At 73.1% G+C, this 22,423-nt stretch carries 25 protein-coding genes; 8 read left to right on the top strand and 17 right to left on the bottom strand.

Going from position 1 to position 22,423, the window contains the following annotated elements; all coding sequences use genetic code 11:
- The first annotated feature begins 191 nt into the window (after positions 1-191).
- Complete coding sequence (locus tag QSK26_RS11625; protein WP_285775058.1) at positions 192-1,631, top strand: MFS transporter; 1,440 nt, start codon at positions 192-194, stop codon at positions 1,629-1,631.
- A gap of 276 nt (positions 1,632-1,907) precedes the next feature.
- On the opposite strand, the gene QSK26_RS11620 is transcribed toward QSK26_RS11625, so the two are convergent.
- Both QSK26_RS11620 and QSK26_RS11615 read right to left on the bottom strand, forming a co-directional pair.
- Positions 1,908-2,966 (bottom strand): YihY/virulence factor BrkB family protein, encoded by a 1,059-nt coding sequence (locus tag QSK26_RS11620; protein ID WP_285775057.1) that lies wholly within the window; start codon positions 2,964-2,966, stop codon positions 1,908-1,910.
- 53 nt (positions 2,967-3,019) lie between these two features.
- Positions 3,020-3,976: a lactate/malate family dehydrogenase gene (locus QSK26_RS11615; protein ID WP_285775056.1), complete on the bottom strand. Its 957-nt coding sequence runs from the start codon at positions 3,974-3,976 to the stop codon at positions 3,020-3,022.
- A gap of 357 nt (positions 3,977-4,333) precedes the next feature.
- Here QSK26_RS11615 and QSK26_RS11610 point away from each other — a divergent pair, with 357 nt between their 5' ends.
- Positions 4,334-4,933: a Dps family protein gene (locus tag QSK26_RS11610; RefSeq protein WP_285775055.1), complete on the top strand. Its 600-nt coding sequence runs from the start codon at positions 4,334-4,336 to the stop codon at positions 4,931-4,933.
- A gap of 29 nt (positions 4,934-4,962) precedes the next feature.
- Here QSK26_RS11610 and QSK26_RS11605 read toward each other — a convergent pair whose 3' ends face one another.
- Both QSK26_RS11605 and QSK26_RS11600 read right to left on the bottom strand, forming a co-directional pair.
- Complete coding sequence (locus QSK26_RS11605; protein WP_285775054.1) at positions 4,963-5,415, bottom strand: Fur family transcriptional regulator; 453 nt, start codon at positions 5,413-5,415, stop codon at positions 4,963-4,965.
- A gap of 211 nt (positions 5,416-5,626) precedes the next feature.
- Positions 5,627-6,274 carry an FMN-dependent NADH-azoreductase gene (locus tag QSK26_RS11600; protein ID WP_285775053.1) on the bottom strand — a complete coding sequence of 216 codons (648 nt, stop codon included), beginning with the start codon at positions 6,272-6,274 and terminating at the stop codon, positions 5,627-5,629.
- 94 nt (positions 6,275-6,368) lie between these two features.
- On the opposite strand from QSK26_RS11600, the gene QSK26_RS11595 reads away from it, so the two are divergent.
- Positions 6,369-6,926: a MarR family winged helix-turn-helix transcriptional regulator gene (locus QSK26_RS11595; RefSeq protein WP_285775052.1), complete on the top strand. Its 558-nt coding sequence runs from the start codon at positions 6,369-6,371 to the stop codon at positions 6,924-6,926.
- Here the strand turns inward: QSK26_RS11595 and ctaD are convergent.
- The 9 genes from ctaD to QSK26_RS11550 all read right to left on the bottom strand — a co-directional run bounded on the left by ctaD (position 6,908) and on the right by QSK26_RS11550 (position 15,632).
- Positions 6,908-8,512 (bottom strand): aa3-type cytochrome oxidase subunit I, encoded by a 1,605-nt coding sequence (gene ctaD / locus QSK26_RS11590; protein WP_502888695.1) that lies wholly within the window; start codon positions 8,510-8,512, stop codon positions 6,908-6,910. The genes QSK26_RS11595 and ctaD overlap by 19 nt on opposite strands.
- A 177-nt stretch (positions 8,513-8,689) precedes the next feature.
- On the bottom strand, positions 8,690-9,133 hold the full coding sequence (locus tag QSK26_RS11585) for a response regulator (RefSeq protein WP_285775051.1): 444 nt from the start codon (positions 9,131-9,133) through the stop codon (positions 8,690-8,692).
- A 51-nt stretch (positions 9,134-9,184) separates the two neighbouring features.
- Entirely contained in the window at positions 9,185-10,777 is a 1,593-nt protein-coding gene (locus QSK26_RS11580) for a sensor histidine kinase (RefSeq protein WP_285775050.1), read from the bottom strand.
- Positions 10,774-12,000 carry a PP2C family protein-serine/threonine phosphatase gene (locus QSK26_RS11575; protein WP_352244313.1) on the bottom strand — a complete coding sequence of 409 codons (1,227 nt, stop codon included), beginning with the start codon at positions 11,998-12,000 and terminating at the stop codon, positions 10,774-10,776. Before QSK26_RS11575 ends, QSK26_RS11580 begins: the two co-directional genes overlap by 4 nt.
- A 203-nt stretch (positions 12,001-12,203) precedes the next feature.
- On the bottom strand, positions 12,204-12,554 hold the full coding sequence (locus QSK26_RS11570) for a PRC-barrel domain-containing protein (protein ID WP_285775049.1): 351 nt from the start codon (positions 12,552-12,554) through the stop codon (positions 12,204-12,206).
- Positions 12,555-12,642: 88 nt separating this feature from the next.
- A complete protein-coding gene (locus tag QSK26_RS11565) occupies positions 12,643-13,533 on the bottom strand; it encodes a TIGR03620 family F420-dependent LLM class oxidoreductase (protein WP_285775048.1) in 891 nt (296 codons plus the stop codon).
- Positions 13,534-13,604: 71 nt separating this feature from the next.
- Positions 13,605-14,234 carry a DJ-1/PfpI family protein gene (locus QSK26_RS11560; protein ID WP_285775047.1) on the bottom strand — a complete coding sequence of 210 codons (630 nt, stop codon included), beginning with the start codon at positions 14,232-14,234 and terminating at the stop codon, positions 13,605-13,607.
- Between the two features lie 85 nt (positions 14,235-14,319).
- A complete protein-coding gene (locus QSK26_RS11555; protein ID WP_285775046.1) occupies positions 14,320-15,309 on the bottom strand; it encodes a GlxA family transcriptional regulator in 990 nt (329 codons plus the stop codon).
- Positions 15,310-15,491: 182 nt separating this feature from the next.
- On the bottom strand, positions 15,492-15,632 hold the full coding sequence (locus tag QSK26_RS11550) for a hypothetical protein (RefSeq protein ID WP_285775045.1): 141 nt from the start codon (positions 15,630-15,632) through the stop codon (positions 15,492-15,494).
- A gap of 315 nt (positions 15,633-15,947) precedes the next feature.
- Between QSK26_RS11550 and QSK26_RS11545 the strand changes: the two genes are divergently transcribed.
- A complete protein-coding gene (locus QSK26_RS11545; RefSeq protein ID WP_285775044.1) occupies positions 15,948-16,145 on the top strand; it encodes a hypothetical protein in 198 nt (65 codons plus the stop codon).
- 37 nt (positions 16,146-16,182) lie between these two features.
- Here the strand turns inward: QSK26_RS11545 and QSK26_RS11540 are convergent, their stop codons facing one another.
- Positions 16,183-17,073 carry a class I SAM-dependent methyltransferase gene (locus tag QSK26_RS11540; RefSeq protein WP_285775043.1) on the bottom strand — a complete coding sequence of 297 codons (891 nt, stop codon included), beginning with the start codon at positions 17,071-17,073 and terminating at the stop codon, positions 16,183-16,185.
- Between the two features lie 70 nt (positions 17,074-17,143).
- Positions 17,144-17,557 (bottom strand): VOC family protein, encoded by a 414-nt coding sequence (locus QSK26_RS11535; protein ID WP_285775042.1) that lies wholly within the window; start codon positions 17,555-17,557, stop codon positions 17,144-17,146.
- Between the two features lie 79 nt (positions 17,558-17,636).
- On the opposite strand from QSK26_RS11535, the gene QSK26_RS11530 reads away from it, so the two are divergent.
- The 3 genes from QSK26_RS11530 to araB all read left to right on the top strand — a co-directional run bounded on the left by QSK26_RS11530 (position 17,637) and on the right by araB (position 20,723).
- Positions 17,637-18,224, top strand: coding sequence for a TetR/AcrR family transcriptional regulator (locus tag QSK26_RS11530; RefSeq protein WP_285775041.1), 588 nt, complete (start codon positions 17,637-17,639; stop codon positions 18,222-18,224).
- Between the two features lie 163 nt (positions 18,225-18,387).
- A complete protein-coding gene (locus QSK26_RS11525) occupies positions 18,388-18,924 on the top strand; it encodes an NUDIX hydrolase family protein (RefSeq protein WP_285775040.1) in 537 nt (178 codons plus the stop codon).
- Positions 18,925-19,043: 119 nt separating this feature from the next.
- Positions 19,044-20,723 (top strand): ribulokinase, encoded by a 1,680-nt coding sequence (gene araB, locus QSK26_RS11520; RefSeq protein WP_285775099.1) that lies wholly within the window; start codon positions 19,044-19,046, stop codon positions 20,721-20,723.
- Here the strand turns inward: araB and QSK26_RS11515 are convergent.
- Positions 20,668-21,441, bottom strand: coding sequence for an SDR family NAD(P)-dependent oxidoreductase (locus tag QSK26_RS11515; RefSeq protein ID WP_285775039.1), 774 nt, complete (start codon positions 21,439-21,441; stop codon positions 20,668-20,670). The two genes, araB and QSK26_RS11515, sit on opposite strands and share 56 nt — an antisense overlap.
- 65 nt (positions 21,442-21,506) lie before the next feature.
- Entirely contained in the window at positions 21,507-21,911 is a 405-nt protein-coding gene (locus tag QSK26_RS11510; RefSeq protein WP_285775038.1) for a VOC family protein, read from the bottom strand.
- Positions 21,912-21,972: 61 nt separating this feature from the next.
- Between QSK26_RS11510 and QSK26_RS11505 the strand changes: the two genes are divergently transcribed.
- Positions 21,973-22,398: a MarR family winged helix-turn-helix transcriptional regulator gene (locus QSK26_RS11505; RefSeq protein WP_285775037.1), complete on the top strand. Its 426-nt coding sequence runs from the start codon at positions 21,973-21,975 to the stop codon at positions 22,396-22,398.
- Positions 22,399-22,423: the final 25 nt, after the last annotated feature.

Below are 22,423 nucleotides of genomic sequence, written 5' to 3'. Positions count from 1 at the left end.
CCACGCCCTGCCCACCCGAACCGACGAGCCCTCTCGCCGAACGGGTAAGCCGTGCCGGGTGCCGTGGCGGCGAGTCATGGCGCTGGAGGCGGTGTGAATGAGGTGACGGTGTGGTTTCGTCGTGGGGGTGAGGGAGTGGGTACTTCGTCTCGCGTGGCCGGTGGGGGTGGTGGGTTGTGACGTTCCCGGCGGTGCCGGATGCCGTGGGGCGGCGGTCCGTGCTGCGGGAGCCGGCGTTCCTGAGGTTGTGGGCGGGGGCGACCGCTTCCGGACTGGCCACGTGGGCGCTGCCGTTCGTCCTCGGGCTGGCGCTGCTCGACGGCGCGCTGGGCGCCGCAGGGCTCGGCGTGGTGCTGGCCGCGCGCACGCTGGGTTTCCTCGCCGGGGTGCCGGTCGGCGGCGTCCTGGCCGACCGGCACTCGCGCCGCGCGGTCGTCCGCTGGGCGGCCCTGCTCGCGGCGCTCGCCACTCCGCTGATCGCCGCGGGACTCGAACGGTCGGTGCCGCTCATGGCGGTCGCGGCCGCCGTGACCGGGGCAGGTCAGGGCGCCTGCCGGCCCGCCTTCCAGGCGCTCACGGCCGAGGTCGTCGACGTCCGCGACCGCGCGCGGGCCAACGCCGCGATGACCATGGCGGTCAGGGTCACCGTCCTGGTCGCCCCCGGAGCCACCGCCTCACTCGCCCTCCTCCTCGACGCGACGGCCCTCCTCACCGCCATCGCCCTCCTCTGGCTCGCCGCCGCCCTCCTCCCACCCCCGCCCGCCACGGCACCACCCGGTACGGCACCGCCCCCCACCTCCACCACCGATCCCCCCGCACCGCCCCCCACCTCCACCACCGGTCCCCCCGCACAGCCTCCCGCCCGCACCACGGATCCCCCCACAGGACCCCGGGAACCCGCCAAGCCCTGGGACCCCGCCAAGCCCCGAGAACCTGTCGAACCCAGAGAAACCGTGACACCCCGGGAACCCGTCGTGCCGCTTCGCGGGTTCGGCGTGGGGGTGTTTCTCGGCGAGTTCGCCGACGGGATGCGGGAGGCGCGCAGGCATCCGTGGTTCCTCGCCGGGCTGGCCGCGCTGACGGCGGTCATCGCGACCGGGTACTCCGCCACCGGGGTCGTCCTGCCCCTGGTCAGCCGCGACCTGTACGGGGCCGGGGCCGTGCTGGCCGCCGCCACCACCGCGTACACCGTGGGCGCGCTGGTGGGCGCCCTCCTCGTCGTCCGCCGCCGGCCGTCCCGGCGGGCGGGCGCGCAGGGGTGGGCGGCGCTCGCCGGGCTGGCGTGTTACGGGTTCGCGCCGCTCGGGCTGCTGTTTCCGGTGCATCCGGCCGTCGTGGTGGCCGCGTACGCGGTCGCCGGGGCGGGCATCGAGGTGTTCAACGTCCCCTGGTTCACCGCCACCCAGCGGGAGGTCGATCCGCGGCTGCTGGCCCGCGTCTCCTCACTGGACTTCCTGCTCTCCTACGGCCTCGCTCCGCTCGGGCTCGCGCTCATCGCGCCCGCCATCGGGGCCTTCGGCGCGGCCCCGGTGCTCGCCGCCTGCGCCCTGACCTGCTTCCTGGCCCCCGCCCTGGCCGCCCTAGCCCCGGGCGCCCGCCACTTCGGGCACCGGGTCGCGAACCGCCACTAGAACCGGAACACCGGCCAGGCCCTCGAACGCGCTGACCTGGCCACCGGCCAGGCCCTCGGACGCGCTGACCCGGACACCGGCCAGGCCCTCGAACGCGCTGACCTGGCCAGCGGCCAGGCCCTCGGACGCGCTGACCCGGACACCGGCCAGGCCCTCGGACGCGCTGACCTGGCCAGCGGCCAGGCCCTCGGACGCGCTGACCCGGACACCAGCCAGGCCCTCGGACGCGCTAGGACCGGCGCGACTTGCCGGGGGCGAACCCGGGAGGCCCGACGATCATTCGCCGCGCGCCCGGCCGATGCGTCGCCGCAGCAGGTCGGCCAGGCCGCGCGCCATCGTGAACGCGGCGGACCCGACCGCGCCGACCAGCGGCTCGCGTTCCTCCTCCGCCGTGGGGCCGGAGTCGGGATGCGCGGGCGACGCGCAACCGGCCCGGCAGGCTTCGAGCTGCGCCGCGAACGCCATGCCCAGGAAGAGCGCGATCGAGCTGAGGAACGACCACAGCAGCAGCGCCATCACGGCGGTCAGCGGGCCGTACGTGTCGCCGAACGTGCTGTTCTGCTCGGTGTACAGGGCGAGGGCCAGGGTGAACAGCGTCCACAGGGCCAGGGCCGCCAGCGCGCCGAACGCCAGCCAGGTGTGACCCGGCTGCCTGCGCCTGGGGGAGACCCGGAACAGCACGATGATCGACATCAGTGCCAGCAGGAAGCCGAGCGGCCAGCGGACCAGCGCGTACGCGCCGCGCATCGTCGCGCCCCAGCCGAAGACCTCGGCCATCGCGTCCCCGGCCGCGCCGCCGCCCACCAGGATGGTGAACCCGGTGATCATGAACACGCCGGCGGTCAGCGCGAGCAGGGCGGCCCTGGCGTACTTGCGGTGGAAGGGCCGGTCGCGCTCGACGCCGTAGATCCGGTTGGCGCCCCGCTCGAACTGCGCCATCGCGGTCGTCAGCGCCGCCAGCGTGGTCGCGAGGCCGAGCCACAGCGCGAGCGCGTCCCGGGTGCGCTGCCCGTTGCCCAGCGCCTCGGCGACCGCCTCCACCCCGTCGCCGGGGGCCAGGCGGCTCAACGTGAGTTCGAGCACCCGGCCGAGCTGCTCCTGGTCGGTGACCGAGCTGAGCCCGACCAGGGCGATCGCCCCGGGGATGATCGCCAGGCAGATCTGGAAGGCGAGCGCACGCGAGTGGCTCATGCCGTCGCCGTACCTGAACCTGACCAGCGAGTCGCGCGCGAACTGCCAGCCGCCGTAGTGACGCAGCGTCGCCCAGGCGTCGTCGGCGGACAGTTCGTCGCCGCTCATCGCACGGGTCTGGGGGACGGTGATGGTGGATCCCACGGCGGCCCTATACCCAAATTTTGGACAAACTAGGAGTCAGTGGCCTGAACCTGTCAGCGGGGTGCGGGCACGGCCTGCGCGGTCCGCCGGGCCGCCTCGCGCAGGGCCGCCGCACTCCGCTCCAGCGCGGCGCGCTCCGGCGCGCTCATGGCGGGCTCGTACATCCGCCGCACGCCCCCGGCGCCGAGCACGCTGACCAGGGACAGCGTGACGTCGTGCGCCGGATGGTAGGCGGCCACCGGCAGCACGGCCCGCTCGTCGCGCAGCACCGCCTCGATCAGGCGGGCGGAGACGGCCCCGATGCCGTACTGGCTGGCCCCGGTGCCCTCGATGATGGAGATGTTCGCGTAGCGGATGCCGTCCTCGATCTCCCGCCGCACCTCGTCGAGCGGCCGGTCCTCCCGGGCGAGCAGGTCCAGCGCGGGGATGCCGCCGACGGATGCCGAGGACCACAGCAGCACCTCGGAGGTGCCGTGCTCGCCCACCACCATGGCCTGCACGTCCCGGGGCCGCACCCGCAGCCGGTCGGCCAGGTGGACGCGGAAGCGCAGGCTGTCGATCAGGGTTCCGGTGGAGAACACCCGGTCGTGCCCGGCGAGGCGGCGGGTGAGGTCGGCCAGCGGATCCGGCGGGTCGGTCACCACCATCAGCACCGCGTCCGGCGCGGCGGCGACCGCCCGGGGCACGATGTCGGCGTAGATCCGGGCGTTGCTGTCCAGCAGGCGCAGCCGTCCTCGCGGGTCGGCGCGGTCGGTGGCGCCGCCGGCCTTCTCGTTCACGCCCGCGGTGATGGCCACCACGGCGGCGCCCGCCACGTCGTCGTAGCCTCCGGCGCGCACCTCGACCGTCGGCGACAGCGGGGTGGCGTAGCTCATGTCGGCGGCCACGCCCCTCGCCCGCCGCTCGTCCACGTCCACGACGACGATCTCCCGGCACATCCCGCCGCGCTCGATCAGGGACAGCGCCGTCGCCGCCCCGACCGCGCCGATCCCGATCACGGCGACCTTCATGTCCCATCACCTTCGATCCCGGTCGGAACACCCGGACACGCCCGCGGGCCCGGCCCGCCGAACAGGCCGTTCGGACCTCACGACCGGCCGCCCCTCCGTACGGGCCGCCTGCGCCGTGCGGACCTCACGACCGGCGGTCCGGCCGTACGGGCCGCCTGCGCGTGCGGACCGACACGACCGGCGGCCTGGCATACGGGCCGTCTCATCTTCGCCAGGCTACTCCGGGGTCCGCCCAGGTCAGCGGCACCCCCGGCCGCCCTTATGTCCATCTATGTGGCTAAATGTGGTGCTGTTTTGAGGTAAATGGGGGAATGTCCGTGGATGTCCTGACTTGTCGTGCAAATGAGGAGAAGTGCATTGGCTGTCAAGCGCACCACCAAGGGCAGGCACAACGGCGGCAGCCAGCCGTGGCTGCATCTGGACGGGCACCAGATCCAGGAGTTCGGCACCGTACGGCAGTTCCCGCTCGGGCTGTCCCGGGACGCGAGGATGTACTCCTGCCAGCGGCTCAACCAGATCCTGGCCGACACCCAGATTCTCTACAGCCTCTACAAGAAGCATCACTGGCTGATGCGCGGCCCGACCTTCTACCAGCTGCACCTGCTGCTGGACAAGCACGCCGGGGAGCAGTTGGAGCTGGTGGACCTGCTCGCCGAGCGGGTGCAGACCCTCGGCGGCGTCGCGGTCGGCGATCCCCGCCACGTGGCCGAGATCACCGTGATCCCGCGCCCGCCGGACGGCGCGGAGGAGGTTCCGGCGATGCTCTCGCGGCTCATCGAGGCGCATGAGACGATCCTCGTCGCCGCGCACGACGCGGCGTCCCGCGCCGACGAGATGGGCGACGACGGCACCAACGACCTGCTGGTCTCGAACGTCGTCCGGACCGGCGAGCTGCAGAGCTGGTTCCTGATCGAGCACCTGGTCGACACTCCGCTGGTCGAGTCCCCGCACGGGTGACCGCGGGGACGCCCGAGGGGGCGTGGCGCTCAGGCGCCGGAGGACTCCCGTGCGGCCTGGCAGGAGACGCACAGGCCCCACCAGGTGATCTCCGCCTCGTCCACGGCGAAGCCGCGGTCGTCACCGGGATCGATGCACGGTGCCCTGCCCACGGCGCAGTCGACGTCCTCGACGGTCCCGCAGCTCCGGCACACCAGGTGGTGGTGGTTGTCCCCGACCCGCAGCTCGTAGCGGGCGGGTGAGCCGGCCGGCTCGATGCAGCGCACGAGGCCGGCCCGGGTCAGGTCGTCGAGCACGTTGTACAGGCCCTGGCGGGACAGCCCGGCGGCCGAGGCGGCCGGGGCGCCCCTGGCGATGCCGAGCTCGTCCTCCAGGCGGGGGGCGGTGGCGTGCGGCGCGTCCTTCAGCGCGGCGAGGACCGCGCGCCGCTGGGTGGTGTTCCGCAGGCCCTTGCTCCTCAGCAGGTCCGCGAATGTGTCCATGCCTGTCACCCTATCCCGCAAGATTTGACCTGGACCATTCTAGGGCTCGCGTGGAGCGACGGTCCGCGATCCGCCCGGTGGCGGGGCGGCCGGACCGGTGGCGGGGCGGTCGGACCGGGAAAGGGGAGAGCCGCCCGGGGCGGCGGACCCCGGGCGGCTCGGTGCCCCCCGTGCGCCGGATGACCCGGCTGGGGGCGTCGCGGTCAGCGGTTCAGCCGATGCGCTCCGCCATGATCCGGCCGTGCTTCCCGGCGGACTCGGTGCCGGCCGCGAAGGACTCCTTGGCGAGGCCGCGCAGCTCGGCCATGGCCGGGGTGACCTCGGCCAGGGTGAGCTCGACCTCGCTGACATGCAGGTCGAGCTGGAGCATGTCGCCGAAGAGAAGCTTGTACCAGCCGGTGGCGTGGTCCCACCCCGCGCGGGGCGTGCCGGGGCCGTACGCGCCGCCGCGGGTGATGATCAGCGCCGCCGGACGGCCGCTGATCGGCGAGGGCGCGCCGGGGTTGAAGCGCGGGTCGGTGAAGATCATGTCGGCCCACGCCTTGAGGTTCCCGGCGACGCCGTAGTTGTACAGCGGGGCGGCGAACACGTAGGCGTCGGACTCGAGGAGCTCGGTGGCAAGCTCGGCGGCGAGCGCGACGGCGGCGCGCTGCTCCGGGGTGCGCTGCTCCTCCGGCACGGCCCCCGCCGACACCGAGAGCTGCCAGGCGTCGCCGGGCACGGGCGTCTGGGCGAGGTCGCGCCGGATCGTCCTGTGGTGCGCGTGGGTCTGACGCCAGGCGGCCTCGGCCGTGTCGGCGATCTGCCGGCCTGCCGACTGGCCGCCGCGGATGCTCGCGTCAAGACGGAAGAGAGTCATCGAAGATTATCCTTTGAGCAGAAGTGTTGATAGGCAAACCATATTGCTCACAACACATCTGTCAAGCAGAACGAATCCCGGATAAGGTGAGACGATGACCACAGAGGTGACCCCGGGCCCGCCGGGAGCGGGCAGGGATCCGGACCGTTCGCCCGCCGCCGCCGACGTGCTGAAAGGCGACCTCGGCTGGGCGCTCGGCGTCGTCCTGCGCGTCTACGTCCGCGGCACGGAGACGGCTGCCGCTGGCGTTCCCGGCGGCCCGCGCGGGCTCCAGGTGCTGTCCGCCGCCGTGGAGGGGACCGCGGGCAACCAGGGCGTGATGGCCCAGCGGCTCGGCATCGACCGCACGGTCCTGACGTACCTCATCGACGACCTGGAGGGCGCCGGCCTGGTGCGCCGGCAGCCTAGCCCGCACGACCGGCGCAACCGGCGGGTGGTCGCCACCGAGCGCGGTCAGGCGCTGTGGGAGCAGCGGCAGGAGGCGCTGCGGCACGTCGAGGAGCACATCCTGGCCGGTCTCGGCGACGACGGGCCGGGCTTCCGCGAGCTCCTCCAGCGGCTCGCGGCGCACGCCGACCAGGCCGGCGGTCCGGTGAGCACCTGCCAGGTCATCGGCGAGCTCGTCGCGGAGGACTACTCGGGACCGGCCTGACGGCGCAGTGACTTCACGTGCGGATAGTGCAGGTCGAAGGCCGGGCGCTCGGAGCGGATCCGGGGCAGCGAGGTGAAGTTGTGCCGCGGCGGCGGGCACGAGGTGGCCCACTCCAGTGAGTTGCCGAAGCCCCACGGATCGTCGACGCTCACCCTGGGCGCGTGCCGGTGCGTCCAGTAGACGTTGTACAGGAACACCAGCGTCGAGGCGCCCAGCAGGAACGAACCGACGGAGGAGAACATGTTGAGCGTGGTGAAGCCGTCCACCGCGCTGTAGTCGGCGTAACGCCGCGGAAAGCCGCTCATCCCCAGCAGGTGCTGCACCAGGAAGGTCGCGTGGAAGCCGACGAACAGCGGCCAGAAGTGCAGTTTCGCCAGGGTCTCGTTGAGCATCTTGCCGGTCATCTTCGGCCACCAGAAGTAGAACCCGGCGAACATCGCGAAGACGACGGTGCCGAACACCACGTAGTGGAAGTGCGCCACCACGAAGTACGTGTCGCTGACGTGGAAGTCCAGCGGCGGCGAGGCCAGGATGACCCCGGTGAGACCGCCGAGCAGGAAGGTGACCAGGAAGCCGACGGCGAAGAGCATCGGCGCCTCGAACGACAGGTGCCCGCGCCACATGGTGCCGGTCCAGTTGAAGAACTTCACCCCCGTCGGGATGGCGATGAGGAAGCTCATGAACGAGAAGAACGGCAGCAGCACCTGCCCGGTGGGGAACATGTGGTGCGCCCACACCGTCATCGACAGGCCCGCGATGGCGATGGTCGCGCCGACGAGGCCGATGTAGCCGAACAGCGGTTTGCGGCTGAACACCGGCAGGACCTCGGTCACGATGCCGAAGAACGGCAGCGCGATGATGTACACCTCGGGATGGCCGAAGAACCAGAACAGGTGCTGCCAGAGCAGCGCGCCTCCGGTCTCCGGGTCGTAGATGTGCGTGTCGAGCTTGCGGTCCGCGGCCAGCGCCAGCAGCGCCGCGGCGAGGTTCGGGAACGCGATGAGCACCATGAGCGAGGTGAGCAGCGTGTTCCAGGTGAAGATCGGCATGCGGAACATCGTCATGCCCGGCGCCCGCATGCAGGTGATCGTGGTGACGAAGTTGACCGAGGTCAGGATGGTGCCGAGGCCGCTCAGGACCAGGCCCATGACCCACAGGTCGCCGCCGGTGCCGGGGCTGAAGGTCGCGGTGGACAGCGGGGTGTAGGCGAACCAGCCGAAGGACGCGGACCCGCCGGCGGTGAGGAAGCCGCCCGCCACCATGAGCCCGCCGAACAGGAACAGCCAGTAGCTGGCCGCGTTCAGCCGGGGGAAGGCCACGTCCGGGGCGCCGATCTGGAGCGGCATGATCACGTTGGCGAACCCGGCGAAGAGCGGTGTCGCGAACAGCAGCAGCATGATCGTGCCGTGGATGCTGAACAGCTGGTTGTACTGCTCCCTGGAGACGAACTGCAGCCCCGGCTCCAGCAGCTCGGCCCGGATCAGCATCGCCAGGATCCCGGCGAAGAGGAAGAACCCGAACGACGTGATGAGGTAGAGGTACCCGATCACCTTGTGGTCGGTGGTGGACAGCCACGAGGCGATCAGCCGTCCCGTCCCCGGCCGGCTGACCGAAGCGGCGGCCGGCGGCCTCGGCTCGATCCTGGTCACGACGTACTCCCTCCCGTCGGCGGCGGGGGGACCTGGGAGCGGACTTCCCGGTTCACCGCATGGCTAACCGCCGGTACGGGCCGACGGCAGGCCAGGGAAGCCCGCCGGGCGGGATCAGTGCTGCCGGGGAAGCCGGACGACGCTGACGAAGAACTCGTCGATGTGCCTGATGGCGTTGATGAACTGGTCCAGGTCGACCGGCTTGGTCACGTAGGCGTTGGCGTGCAGCTTGTAGCTGCGCAGGATGTCCTCCTCGGCCGCGGAGGTGGTCAGCACGACCACCGGGATGTAGGCGAGGTCGGGATCGGACTTGATGCGCTCCAGCACCTGGCGGCCGTCGTACTTGGGCAGGTTCAGGTCGAGCAGGATCAGGTCCGGGGTGGGGGCGTCCTCGTACGCGTCACGGCGGTAGAGGAAGTCCAGGGCCTCCAGCCCGTCCCGGACGACGTGCAGCGAGTTACCGATCTTGTTGTGCTCGAAGGCCTCGCGGGTGATGAGCTCGTCCCCGGGATCGTCCTCGACGAGGAGCACTTCGATGGGCTGGACCAGGCTGGACATACGGAGAGTCCTCCGGAGGATGGCTGTCGGCGTTCTCGGGCCGGCCGGGGCTCACTCGCGGTCGGAGAGCATGGCCGGAAGGGTGAAGCATATGCGGGTGCCCTCGGTGTACGCGGTGTCGATCCAGATCTGGCCCCCGTGGTGTTCGACGATCTTCTTGCACAACGCCAGGCCGATGCCGGTCCCGCTGTAGGCGTCCCGGGTGTGCAGCCGCTGGAAGATGACGAAGACCTTCTCGCTGAACTCGGCGGGGACGCCGATGCCGTTGTCGGTCACGCACAGCCGCCAGAAGCCGCCGTCGCGCTCGCAGCCGATGCGGATGACCGGCGGGCGGTCCGCGTGCCGGAACTTGACCGAGTTGCCGATGAGGTTCTGCCACAGCATGGTCATCAGCGTGGCGTCGCCGGTCACCTCGGGCAGGCTCTCCGGGCGCTCGACGCGGGCGCCGGTCTCCTCCACGATCTGCGACAGGTTGCCCAGCGCCTTGTCCACCGCCGGGTCCAGCTCGACGGTCGCCCGCGTGTCGTGCAGCCGGCCGACCCGGGAGAAGGTCAGCAGGTCGTTGATGAGGATCTGCATCCGCTTGGCGCCGTCGACGGTGAAGGCGATGTACTGCTGGCCGCGCTCGTCGAGCTGGTCGCCGTAACGTTTGGCGATGAGCTGGCAGAACGAGATGACCTTGCGCAGCGGCTCCTGCAGGTCGTGTGAGGCCACGTAGGCGAACTGCTCCAGCTCGGTGTTGGACCGGCGCAGCTCCTCCGCCTGGGCGTCGAGGTCGGCCGTCTGGCGGCGCAGCCGCTGTTGCTGCTCCTCGGCCGCCTCCAGGGCCCGCACCATGCCCTGGCGCATGTTCTCCACGTCCAGGGCGACGGCCCGGATGTCCGCCGGGCCCAGCCCCTCGATCCGGTGCCCGAAGTCGCCCGAGGCGACCTTTCTGGACGAGGCGCGCAGGGCGTCCAACGGGCGGCCGATCGCGCGGTGCAGCAGCAGGGCGACGGCGACGCCGCTCAGCAGGAAAACGGCCAGGATCGCGGCGAAGGCCCAGTTGCGGATGGCCTCCAGCCGTTCCAGGTCGGCACGCGCCTGCGATCTCGCCTGCTGGAAGTGGGTGTCGGCGACGTTGAACAGCGCCCGGATGTGGTCGAAGGTCTGCTTGCTGGCCGCCACCTGCCCGGTGTCGGCGCTGGAGCCCGCCCGGCGCCCCGCGATGAACGGCTCCGCGTACCTGCGGCGCCAGTCGGCCGTCCCGTTCCGCACGGCGGCGAGGTCGGCCAGCAGCTCCGGCTGGTCACCGATCAGCGAGGCGGCGCGCTCGGCCTGCCGCCGCTCGGCGGCGATGCCGGCGGTGTAGGGCAGGAGGAACTGCTGGTCGCCGGTCAGCAGGTAGCCGCGCACCCCGGTCTCCTGGTCGATGACCGCGCTCTCCAACTGGGCCACCGCGATCCGCGCCGGGGAGATGCGGTCCACCAGCCGCTCCGACACCACCGTGGCGTTCCTCAGCACCACGGCGCCGACCGCGCCGCAGACGACGGTGAGCACGATCAGCACGGCCACCACCAGGAGGAACCAGCCCTGCACGGTCAGCCGGCGCAGGCCGCTGCCTGCCTCGTCGGGGAGGGGGCCGGCGAGGACGGGCGGAGTCATGGGTTCACGTTCCATTCCAGGTGCACCACGGCCACGTCGTCGGCGTGGACCTCCGTGGCGGTGGCTTTCTCGACGTCGGCGATCAGTGTGTCCACGAACTCGGGACCGGGCAGGTCCGCGCGGCGGCGGGCGAGGGCGAGGAGTCCTTCCTCGTCGAGCCACGCCGAGCCGTCCGCGGTCAGCCGCCGCTCGAACAGCCCGTCGGTGAACAGCACGAGCGCGCCCCCCGGGGTCAGCTTCAGCTCCTCCGCTGTCCAGGCGCCCTCTCCGGGCAGCAGACCCAGTGCGGTCCCGTGCCCCGGCTCGACGAACTCGACGCCCGCGGCGGAGCGCAGCAGCAGCCCGGGGTGCCCGGCGCGCAGCACCCGCACCGAGGCGCGGTCCGGATCCAGCGCGACCATGCACGCGGTGGCGTAGATCTCGGGGTTGGAACGCTCGGCGATGAGGATCCGTTCGAGCTGCCTGAGCAGCTCCTGCCCGCTCACCCCGCTGAGCACCAGAGTGCGCCAGGCGATGCGCAGGCACACCCCCAGCGCGGCCTCGTCGGGACCGTGACCGGAGACGTCTCCCACCACGGCGTGCACGACGCCGTCCTCGGCCTCCACCACGTCGTAGAAGTCGCCGCCCAGCAGGGTCGAGGCCCGGCCGGGCCGGTAGCTGGCGGTCACCAGCAGCGGCGCGGTGCTCAGCAGGGGGACCGGCAGCAGGCCGCGCTCCAGGCGGGCGTTCTCCTCCGCCCGCACCCGCTCCACCTGCAACGCCGCCGCCGCCTGCTCGGCCTGTTTACGCTGCACCGCGTAGCGGACCGCCCGGCCCAGCAGGTCGGCCTCCACCCGGCCCTTGACGAGGTAGTCCTGGGCGCCGGCGGCGACGGCCGCCAGACCGGTGCCCTCCTCGGCCAGCCCGGTCAGCACCACCACGGCCGCGCTCTCGGCCGCCGACAGCACCTCGGCCAGCATCGGGAGGCCCTGCGCGTCCGGCAGGTGCAGGTCGAGCAGCACGCAGTGCGGGATCTCCTCGGCCAGCGCCGAACGGGCCTCGCCCAGCGAGCGCACCCATCGGAGCTGGGCCGCGAGGCCGCTGTCCGCGAGCAGCTCCTGCACCAGCAGCGCGTCGCCGTCGTCGTCCTCGACCAGCAGGAGGAGCGCTCCCGGCAACCGCTGCGACGACTCCGCTCCCGTCATCCGTCCCGCCCGCTCCGGCACCCGTGACCTTGTTCCCATGACCGCACCGGCCCTCCCGCGACGGGCGCGCTCCGGCCTGCCGGGAGCCGCGTCGCACCCGGGACCCCTCGCCCGCCCGCGGTGGACGCCCTCGGTTCGACGTCAGCATAGCCTCTGCCGAGGGCGCCCCTGTTCCCCCGGTCAGACGCCCGCCGGGCCCTCCTCTGGCGAGGAGGGCCCGGCGTGACGGGCGAGGCGGGCGGTCAGGACCGGACGTGCAGGCTCCCGTAGTACTCGCCGATCCGCCGGCGGTGGTCGGCGCTCCGGTGGGTGTCCTCGCCGGACTCCGGGGCATGCTCGATCTCCTCCTGGGTCAGGGCGAGCAGGACCCGCTTCTCCCCGGCGTCGATCCGGGTGACCGCGGCGGCCGGCAGGAGGACCTTCTTGCCGAAGGTCCAGAAGCCGGTGTCCACGACCAGGAAGCTGTCTCCGGCGATGTTGCTCTCCTCCTCCACCGAGCCGATCTTCCCGTCGACCGCCTCGACGTCGAAGCCGATCAGGCTCAGGCCGGTGTCGGAGACGATGCCGTCGCGGTAGGTCCAGGGCTCGTACATGTGGCGTCTCCCATGTCGTGGTGCTGGGACGCCCTGCTACCCGGGCGGACCGCTTTGACACCGGCCCCCGGTCCGGCGGGCCGGGCCGTCAGCCGTCCAGCGGAAGCGTCTCGGCCAGCCGCCGCCAGGCCTCGCGCGGCAGGTCGTTGCGCGGGTCGCCGGTGACCACCTGGATCGCCAGGTGGTCGGCGCCCGCGGCCAGGAACTCCGCGGCCCGCGCGGCGACCGCGTCGGCGTCGCCGAACGCGAACACCGCGTCCAGGAGCCGGTCGCTGCCGCCGTCGAGGTAGTCGTCCTCGCCGAAGCCCAGCCGGGTGAGGTTGCCGGTGTAGTTCGGCATCGCGAGGTAGAAGCTCAGGTAGGCGCGCGCGAGCGCGCGGGCGGCGTCGAGGTCGGTGCCGAGGACCACCTTGAGCTCCGGCGCGAGCACGGCCCGGTCGCCGAGGATCGCGCGCGCCTGAGCGGTGTGCTCGGCGGTCACCAGGTATGGGTGCGCGCCCGCGGCGCGGTCCCGGGACAGCTCCAGCATCCTGGGCCCGAGCGCGGCCAGCACACGCGCCCCGGCGGGCACCGGCTCCGGGGCCGCGTCCAGCGCGGACAGGTACTCCAGCATCGCGGTGTACGGGCGCTCGTACTGCGGGGTGAAGTGGCTGTGGCTCACGCCGAGCCCCAGCACGAAACGCCCGGGATGGGCGCGTTCGAGCTCGGCCCGCCGGGCGGCGACGCCGGCGGCCTCGTGCTCCCAGATGCTGAGGATGCCGGTGGCGACCTTGATCCGGGAGGTCGCCTCGAGGAGCGGGGCCGCGTGGCCGACGGGCGGGCTCCCGCCGACCCAGATGGTGCCGTAGCCCAGATCCTCGAGCTCGGCCGCCGCCTCGCCGATCTCGCTGATGCGCGCGGGGTCGGCGGAGTGCTGGGCGCTGCTCCAGACCCCGCTCCAGATGCCGATCTTGCCGAGGAACGCGTTGCCAGTGCTCATGAGCTGCGCCAACCACGCGTTCCGGCCCTCTTATTCCCGGGTTCGGGTTCAGGCGGCGTGGAGGGGGCTCCTTACCGGAGGTCGAGGAGGCTGCCCAGGCGTTGCACGACATTCGGCGGGGCCGTCTCCAGGTTGCCCGACTCGAACGGCGGCTCGGGGGCGTACTCCAGGAAGAGCTGGGCGGCCTGCGCCGCCTCGTCGTCCCACAGCCGGGAGACCAGGGTGAGTCCCATGTCGATCCCGGCGGAGACCCCGGCGGCGGTGATGACGTTCCCGTCCACGACGACCCGCGCGTTGCTCACCTCGGCGCCGAGGGCGCGCAGGTCCTCGCGCGCGCCCCAATGGGTCGTCGCCGGCCTGCCGGTGAGGATGCCCGCCTTGGCCAGCAACGTCGAACCGGTGCACACCGACGTCATCCAGGTGGTGTGCGGGTAGGCGGCGGCCAGCCAGTCGACCAGTTCCCCCTGCTCCTCCAGGACCTCCCGCCACCGGCCCGAACCGGGGACGACGATCACATCCGGCCGGGGCAGGTCGGCGAACACGCCGGTCGCGGTGATCTGCAGGCCCGAGTCGCAGCGCACCGGCCCCGGCCGTGCGGCCAGGTAGTGGGCGTCGACCCCGGCAAGGTGGGCCAGGGTCTCGTGCGGCCCGGTCAGATCCAAGGCCGTCATATGGGTATAAAGAGCGAATGCGATGTCCATGAAGTGATAAATCCTTTTATTTTGGGAGTTTTCGGGAGTTTTCGGGCATGGTGAAGTCGCCGGCGGGCCGGTGAGCGGCGACGGGTCAGACGGCCGAGAGGATCCCGGTGGCGTGGAACCGGTCGCGATAGGCCCCGGGTGGCACGCCGATCTCGCGCAGGAACGCCCGGCGCATCGTCTCGGCGGCGCCGAACCCGCACAGCCGCGCGACGGTCTCGACGCTCTCGGCGCCGGACTCCAGCAGCGCGCGGGCCGCCTCGACCCTGGCGCGTTCCACGTACCGTCCCGGCGACATGCCGAGCGTGCGGGAGAAGCTGCGGGCGAAATGCCGCTCGCTCATCCCCGCGCGCCGCGCCATGGCGGGGACGGACAGGTCGTCCGCCGGGTTGGCGGCGATGTGCTCGACCAGCCGGCGCAGCCTGGCGTCGCCCACCCGGCCGACCTGCGTCCACGCGCTGAACTGCGACTGGCCGCCGGGACGGCGCAGGAAGACCACCAGCCACTTGCCGACCGTGCGCGCGAGGTCGGCGCCGTGGTCCTCCTCCACGAGGGCCAGCGCGAGATCGGTGCCCGCGGTGACCCCGGCGGCCGTCACCACCGGGCCGTCCCGCACGAAGATCGCGTCAGGGTCCACCCGGGTCGACGGGTGGCGGTCCGCGAGCTCCGCGCAGCGCGACCAGTGCGTGGTGGCCCGGCGGCCCTCCAGCAGCCCGGCCGCGCCCAGCAGGAACGCCCCCGTGCACACCGAGGCGACCCGCTGCGAACCGGCCGCGAGCCGCCGCAGGTGGCCGACGAGTTCCTCGTCGAGCACCGCCGCGGTGTATCCCAGGCCGCCCGCCACCAGCAGGGTGTGCGGCGGTTCGGTGATCGCGGCCAGGTCGGCGTGCACGCCCAGCCGGACCCCGGACGAACTGGTCACGTCTCCGCCGCCGAGCGACGCCGTGACCAGCCGGTATCCACCGCCGGTGATCCGCATCGCCGCGTCCAGCACCTCGATCGGGCCCGCCACGTCGAGAAGCTGGATGTCTTCATAGAGCACGATGACCACGTCTCGCGCACCGCCGGAGGACGCCATGTCCCCAGTATCCGAACCCCGCGCGGGCGACCGCAACGGCGTACACCCCTCGGATCCTGCCATCCCGCGGGCGGGATCGCCGAGCTGGTGGACATCGGCGTGCGCCCGCGCTCGACGGCCGAGGCGGTGGCCGCGATCTGCCCGGCCGCCTGATCGTCCGGAGCTGCCCGCGGGCCCCGGGGTCAGCGCCCGGCGATCTCCATCAGCCGCAGCGCCGCCGTGGCCGTCTCGTAGCGCCAGGTGGCCACGGTGTGCGCGAAGCCCTGGGCCTGGTCCATCCGCTCGCGCAGGCTGGCGATGATCGGCGCCAGCGGACCACCCATTCGGTGAGCGACAGAGCGGGAGACTCCACGGGGCAAGCGTAGGGGTGGTGCCCAGGCACCGCACGAGGCGAAGTAGTCTCGGTGCGACTACTTGAGTGTCCCGGCCGACCGCCCCCCGGATCCCCGGTCCGACCTGTGGGGGCGCCAACGCTTAGCGAGCGGAACGGAGCCCCGCGTTGAAGATGTCGACCAGGAGGGGGCGGCCACGCCCGCGGATCGTCCGGCCGGCGGCCGCATGACCGCGGCGCGGAGTACCGGCGCCGGAGCATGAAGCGCGCACCGAACGCGGTCTGCATCGGAGGGCCGTGCCACGGCATGCTCACTCACGTCGATCAGGACATCGGCGTCCTGAGCGTGACGGTGCCGCCCCAGTCGCCGCCGGAGCCGGCGGACATCGCCAACTACCGGATCACCGCGCGGCGCCTGCACCACCCTTCCTCCCGGGAGCCGTTCATCGTGCTGACCTGGGTGGAGGCGCCGCTCGACGACGTGCGCGCCGACGAACAGCCGTGACCCCCGGACCCGGGGACACGGGGTCACGGGGAGGCGGTCAACGGCGTACGGTGAGGCCCAGGTAGCGGTCGTCGGTGTCGTGGAACGCGGTCAGGGTCCAGCCGGTGCGGTCGAGGAGCGGGCGCAGGTTGTGCTCGGCGCGCAGGTCGGCGGGGGAGGGGGCGCGGCCGTGCCGGGCGGCTAGGATCGTGCGGCCCACCGGGTGGAACAGGGCGAGACGGCCGCCGGTCACGGTGACCCGGGCGAGCTCCGTGAGCGCCGCGGCCGGATCGGGCAGGTGGGAGATCAGCCCGGCGGCGAGGACCGCGTCCACGGCGGCGCCGGGCAGCGGCAGGCGGGCGACGTCGGCGACCAGCAGGCGGCCGTGCGCGCCGCGGCCCCTGGCGAGCGCGGAACGCACCATCTCCGGGGTGAGGTCGACGCCGATGACGTGCCCCTCGGCGCCGACCGCCGCCCGCAGCAACGGCAGTGCCCGCCCGGTGCCGCACCCGGCGTCCAGCGCCGTCGCGCCCGGCGTGAGCGCCAGCTCGCCGACCGCTTCCGCGAAGGCCGGTCCGTCGTCGGGGAACTTCTCCTCCCAGCTCGCCGCGCGCGGGGCGAAGAACTCGCGGGTGCCCCGCGCCGAGCGGTAGGCCGCGGAGCAGGCGGCCGACCGGGCGAACGCCGCCACGTCCTGCGGGCCGGCCGTGCCGGAGAGCCGCAGGCGGGGCAGTCCGGCGGCGCCCGCCTGCTCCCACAGGTGGGACGCGGCCCCCTCCGCGCCGGCCGCGACGACCAGGCCGCGGTAGCCGTTCAGGTCGGCGGGGCGGTCGCCCGCGGACACCGGGCACGCCTGGAGGCCGTGCGCCCGCAGGGCGGCGGCCAGGCCCGGGGACGGATCGTCGCCGCCCTGCCGGACGACCAGCACCTCTCCCGCGGATCCGCCCATGCCGAAGCCTCCTCGCCCTGACGCCGGTCCGACGGTCCGACTATAGGAGAGGCCGCCCCTGGGCGGGGCGTCAGCCGGTGTACTGCGCGGCGTAGTCCGCGGTCGGCGGGGTGGGCGTGATCACGTCGATGAGCACGCCGTCCGGGGCGGCGACGATGAAGTGCCGCTGGCCGAAGTCCTCGGTGCGCAGCGTGAGCTCGGCGGTCAGGCCGGCCTGCCGCACCAGGCGGTCGTACTCCGCGTCCACGTCGGTGACCTCGAAGTTGAGGATCAGGCCGCGCACCGCGGAGCGGAAGGCCGCGGGCACGGTCGGGTGGTCGTGGGCGACCAGGGCCAGCTCGTAGTGCGGCGGCTCGGGGCGGCGCAGGCTCACGTACCAGTCGGACTCGAAGGTCGGCTCGAAGCCGAACAGCTGGATGTAGAAGTCGCGGCACTCCTTCACCTTGTCGGTGCAGACAACCGGATAGAAGCTGGTCAGGCTCATGGCTCTCCAATTCGCATACCGTTGGTATGTGAAGTTACCCTAGATACGTACCACTGGTATGTCAAAGCGGGGAGGCGCGGTGGCGGAGGGCGTGAAGGCACGGCGGCGGCTGGAGACCCGGCGCAGGCTGCTCACGGAGGCGAGGCGGCTGTTCGCCAGGCACGGGTACGCCGCGGTGAGCCTCGCCGAGATCGTGGGCGCGGCGGAGGTGACCAAGGGCGCCCTGTACCACAACTTCGCGGGCAAGGCCGAGCTGTTCCACGTGATCGTGGAGGAGGTGCAGCAGGAGGTCGCCGACCGGGTCGTCGCCGCCGCGGGCGCGGACGAGGACCCCTGGGAGCAGCTGCTCGCCGGATGCCGGGCGTTCCTGGCGGTCAGCCGCGACCCCGACGTGCAGCGGATCATGCTCATCGACGGCCCCGCCGTGCTCGGCTGGAGCGAGTGGCGGGCGATGGACGAGGCGTCCTCGGCCCGGCACCTCACCGAGGCGCTCACCGCGCTGATCGAGGACGGGACGATCGCCGGACAGCCGGTCGAGCCGCTGGCCCACCTGCTGTCCGGCGCGATGAACGAGGCCGCGCTGTGGCTGGCCCGGTCCACCGGTCCCGACGACCTCCCGGCCGTGACCGCGGCGCTCACCCGGATGCTGGAATCGCTGAGACGGTGACCGGGGTCAGCCGGTGAAGACGGCGGCGTTCCGTCCGTGATCGGCCGGGAACCTTCGCCGTGGGGGAGCGGCGGCGGCCTGGTTCGGCGTCGCCGCCACCCGTTCGCCGTGACTTCCGGGAGCGATCAAGTCACGTCCCCGGGGGGCGAAGTACCATCCATCAATGACCGAAATCACCGAAACCGTGCCTGGCTGGCTCTCTCCCGCGGAACTGGAGTCGGCCCGCGCGCGGATGCCGATCCTCTATGTAGACGCCGTGCCGGTGCGAGTCGACGACACGGGAGTGGTCACGCACGTCGGCCTCCTGCTGCGCATCGGATCGGACGGGACGGTCAGCCGCGCCCTGGTCTCCGGCCGCGTGCTCTACCACGAGCGGGTCCGCGACGCGCTCATGCGCCACCTGGAGAAGGACCTCGGCCCGACGGCGCTGCCCCGCGTGCCCGCGTCCCCGCAGCCGTTCACCATCGCCGAGTACTTCCCGACCCAGGGCGTCACCCCGTACCACGACCCCCGCCAGCACGCGGTCTCCCTCGCCTACGTCGTCCCGGTCGCCGGCGACTGCCGCCCCCGGCAGGACGCGCTCGACCTCGTCTGGTTCACCCCCGAGGAGGCCGCCTCCCCGATGGTGCAGCAGGAGATGACCGGCGGCCAGGGCGTCCTGCTCAAGCAGGCCCTCGCGCACATCGGCCGCCTGGACTGAGATCCCGCGCGAGGCGAGGTCACACCGGGCGCCGGCGACGACGCTCCTCCACCGGGCGGCGCTGGTAGGACAGTAGGGTGATCCCTCTTCGCGGAGCAGCAGACACCGCCGGCCGGTACGTGGTCGGCGTCGACTTCGGCACGCTGTCCGGGCGGGCCGTCGTGGTACGGGTCGGCGACGGCGCCGAGCTGGGCAGTGCCGTCCACGAGTACGCGCACGGCGTGATCGAGGACGCGCTGCCCGGGACGGACGTGCGGCTCGGGCCGGACTGGGCGCTCCAGTCGCCCGCGGACTGGCGCGCGGTGCTCCGCACCGCCGTGCCCGCGGCGCTGGCCGCCTCCGGTGTCGCCCCGGCCGACGTGATCGGCCTCGGCACCGACTTCACCGCCTGCACGGTCCTCCCCGTCACCGAGGACGGCGTCCCTCTGTGCGAGTCGTACCCCGACCGGCCGCACGCCTGGCCCAAACTGTGGAAGCACCACGCGGCCCAGCCGTACGCCGACCGGATCAACGAGACGGCCGCCCGGCGGGGCGAGCCCTGGCTGCCGCGGTACGGCGGGCGGATCTCCTCCGAGTGGGAGTTCGCCAAGGGCCTGCAGGTCCTGGAGGAGGACCCGGAGCTGTACGGCGAGGCCGCCCGGTGGATCGAGGCGTCGGACTGGATCGTCTGGCAGCTCACCGGCGCCGAGACCCGCAACCTGTGCGCCGCCGGGTACAAGGGGATGTTCCAGGACGGCGGATACCCGTCCGCGGACTTCCTGGCCGAGCTGAATCCCGCCTTCGCCGGCTTCACCGGCAAGCTGGGCGGGCGGCCGGTGCCGCCCGGCGGGCTCGCCGGGCGGCTCACGGCGGAGGCGGCCGGCTGGACGGGGCTGCCCGAGGGCGTCGCGGTGGCGGTCGGCAACGTGGACGCGCACGTCACGGCCGCGGCGGCGGACGCCGTGCGGCCCGGCCAGATGGTCGCGATCATGGGGACGTCGACGTGCCACGTGATCTCGTCGGAGCGTCTCGCCGAGGTGCCGGGGATGTGCGGCGCGGTCCGCGACGGGATCGTGCCCGGACTGTGGGGGTATGAGGCGGGGCAGTCGGCCGTCGGGGACATCCTCGCGTGGTTCGCCGAGACGTCGGTGCCCGCCGCCTACGCCGAGCGGGCCGCCGCGCTGGGCATCGGCGTCCACGAGCATCTCACTTCGCTGGCCGAGCGGCAGCGGGTGGGGGAGCACGGCCTGGTCGCGCTGGACTGGCACGGCGGCAACCGTTCGGTGCTGGTCGACCACGACCTGTCGGCGGTGGTCGCCGGCCAGACGCTCGCCACCCGGCCGGAGGACGTCTACCGGGCGCTGATCGAGGCGACCGCGTTCGGCACCCGGCTGATCGTGGAGACGTTCGAGGCGTCCGGGGTGCCGGTGACGGAGCTGGTGGCGGCGGGCGGGCTGCTGCGCAACCGGTTCCTCATGCAGGTGTACAGCGACGTGCTGCGCCGCCCGCTGTCGGTGATCGGCTCGGAGCAGGGCGCGGCGCTCGGCGCGGCCGTGCACGCCGCCGTCGCCGCGGGCGCCTACGACGGCGTCGGCCCGGCCGCCGCGGTGATGGGCGGGCGCGTCCGGGCCGCCTACGTCCCCGACCGGGCGCGCGCCGACGCCTACGACCGCCTGTACGCGGAGTATCGCCTGCTGCACGACCACTTCGGGGACGGCGGGCTGTTGCACCGGCTCCGCGCGATCAGGAACGAAGCCGCCGGGGTCACGCCTCCTCGGGGTCGCGGCCCAGCGCCGAGCGGCCCCCGTCCACCGGGATGACCGCCCCGTTGACGAAGCTCGCCTCGTCCGACAGCAGGTAGGCGACGGCGGCGGCCACCTCCTCGGGGCGGCCGACCCGGCCCAGCGGGTGGAGCAGCCGCATCTCGTGCTGGATCCGCCCGGCGGCGGCCGGCTCCTGGAGGTCGAGGAAGGCTTCGTAGCGGTCGGTCGTGATGGAGCCCAGCGCCACCGCGTTGCTCCGGATGCCCAAGGGGCCGTAGTCCACGGCCAGCGCCCTGGTCAGGCCCTCGATCGCCGCCTTGGCGGTGGCGTAGGGCAGGGCTCCGCGCACGGCCCGCTGCGCCTGGTGGGAGGAGATGTTGACGATGGCGCCGCGCCGCCCGGCCGCGAGGAACCGGCGGACGGCGGTGGCGCAGCCGACCACCGCCGGGCCGACGTTCGCCGCGATGAGGGCGAGGACCTCGGCGGACGGCGCCGCGTGCAGCGAGGCGTCCCTGAACACGGCGGCGTTGTTCACCCAGCCGGTCAGCGTGCCGGCGTCCTGGGCCAGGTCGGCGGCCCGCTCGGTGACCGTCTCGTCGGCGGCGTCGCCGGCCACGCCGGTCACCCGCCCGCCGGCCGGGTGCTCGCGGCACCAGCCGAGCGCCGCGGGATCCCGCTCGATCACGATGACGTTGCCCCCCGCGGCCAGCAGTCGCTCGGCGATCGCCCGGCCGATCCCGCGGCCGCCTCCGGTCACCACGTAGGACTCGTCCACGGATCCTCCTTCATGCGCGGTCGGCGTAGGAGTACCTGACTGCCCGGTGCGGCCGGGCCCCAACCTCAGTACGACTGGAGCTCGATGAGGTTGCCGTCCGGGTCGCGCAGGTGGGCGGTGCGCAGGCCGGCGCCCCACTCCGGGCGGTTGGCGGGTGGGGAGACCGCGCGCCCGCCGTGCCGCAGGCACAGCTCGAACCCGGCGTCCACGTCGCCGACGCGGCTGACCAGCATGGCCCGGTCCTGGGCCGGGGTGTCGGCGGGCAGCCCGCCGGCGCCGGTGACCGCGGCCATCGCGGCGCGGTCGAACAGCGTGAGCACGCCCTCCGAGCCGGCGTCCCAGCTCGCGTAGGGGCCGGTGGCGGCGCCGCGGGTCAGCTTCGCGCCGATCAGGCGGGGGAGCACCTCGTCGTAGAAGCGGAAGCAGTCGGCGAACCTGCCGACGAGCAGGCGAGGGTGGAGCACGTCCATCGGTGGACCTCCAATTTCATAGGTGTGCACCCATCATTGGTTATACCCTACGATAAGGCCCATGGAGACACCGCCCACCCTGACCGCGCTCACGACCTACCTGCTGTCCAGGGTGGGCAAGGCGGCCAGGGCCGGTCTCGCCGAGCGGCTCGCGGCCGGCGGGCTGCGGCTGTGGCACATGGCGGTGCTGGCCGCCCTCGCCGACTTCGGCCCGCACGCGCAGCGCGACCTGTCCGCCCGGCTGGGCATCGACCCCAGCGACGTCGTCAAGGTGGTGGACGAGCTGGTCGCCGCCGGTCACGCCGAGCGCGCCCGCGACCCGGCCGATCGGCGCCGCGTCCGGGTGACGCTCACCCCGGCCGGCCGTACGGCGCTGGCCGGTCTCAACGCCCAGGCGGCCGAGGTGCAGGACGTCATCCTCGCGCCCCTCGACGCGCGCGAGCGCGCCCAGTTGCACGACCTGCTCCGGCGCTGCTTCACCGGCTGAGCCGGCCGGGGGAGGGCCGAAAACC

The organism is Microtetraspora sp. NBRC 13810 (genome assembly GCF_030268685.1).
Taxonomy (GTDB): Bacteria; Actinomycetota; Actinomycetes; order Streptosporangiales; family Streptosporangiaceae; genus BSRQ01.
Note: the sequence above shows the minus strand (reverse complement) of the source record. Positions and strands in the feature narration are given on the sequence as shown.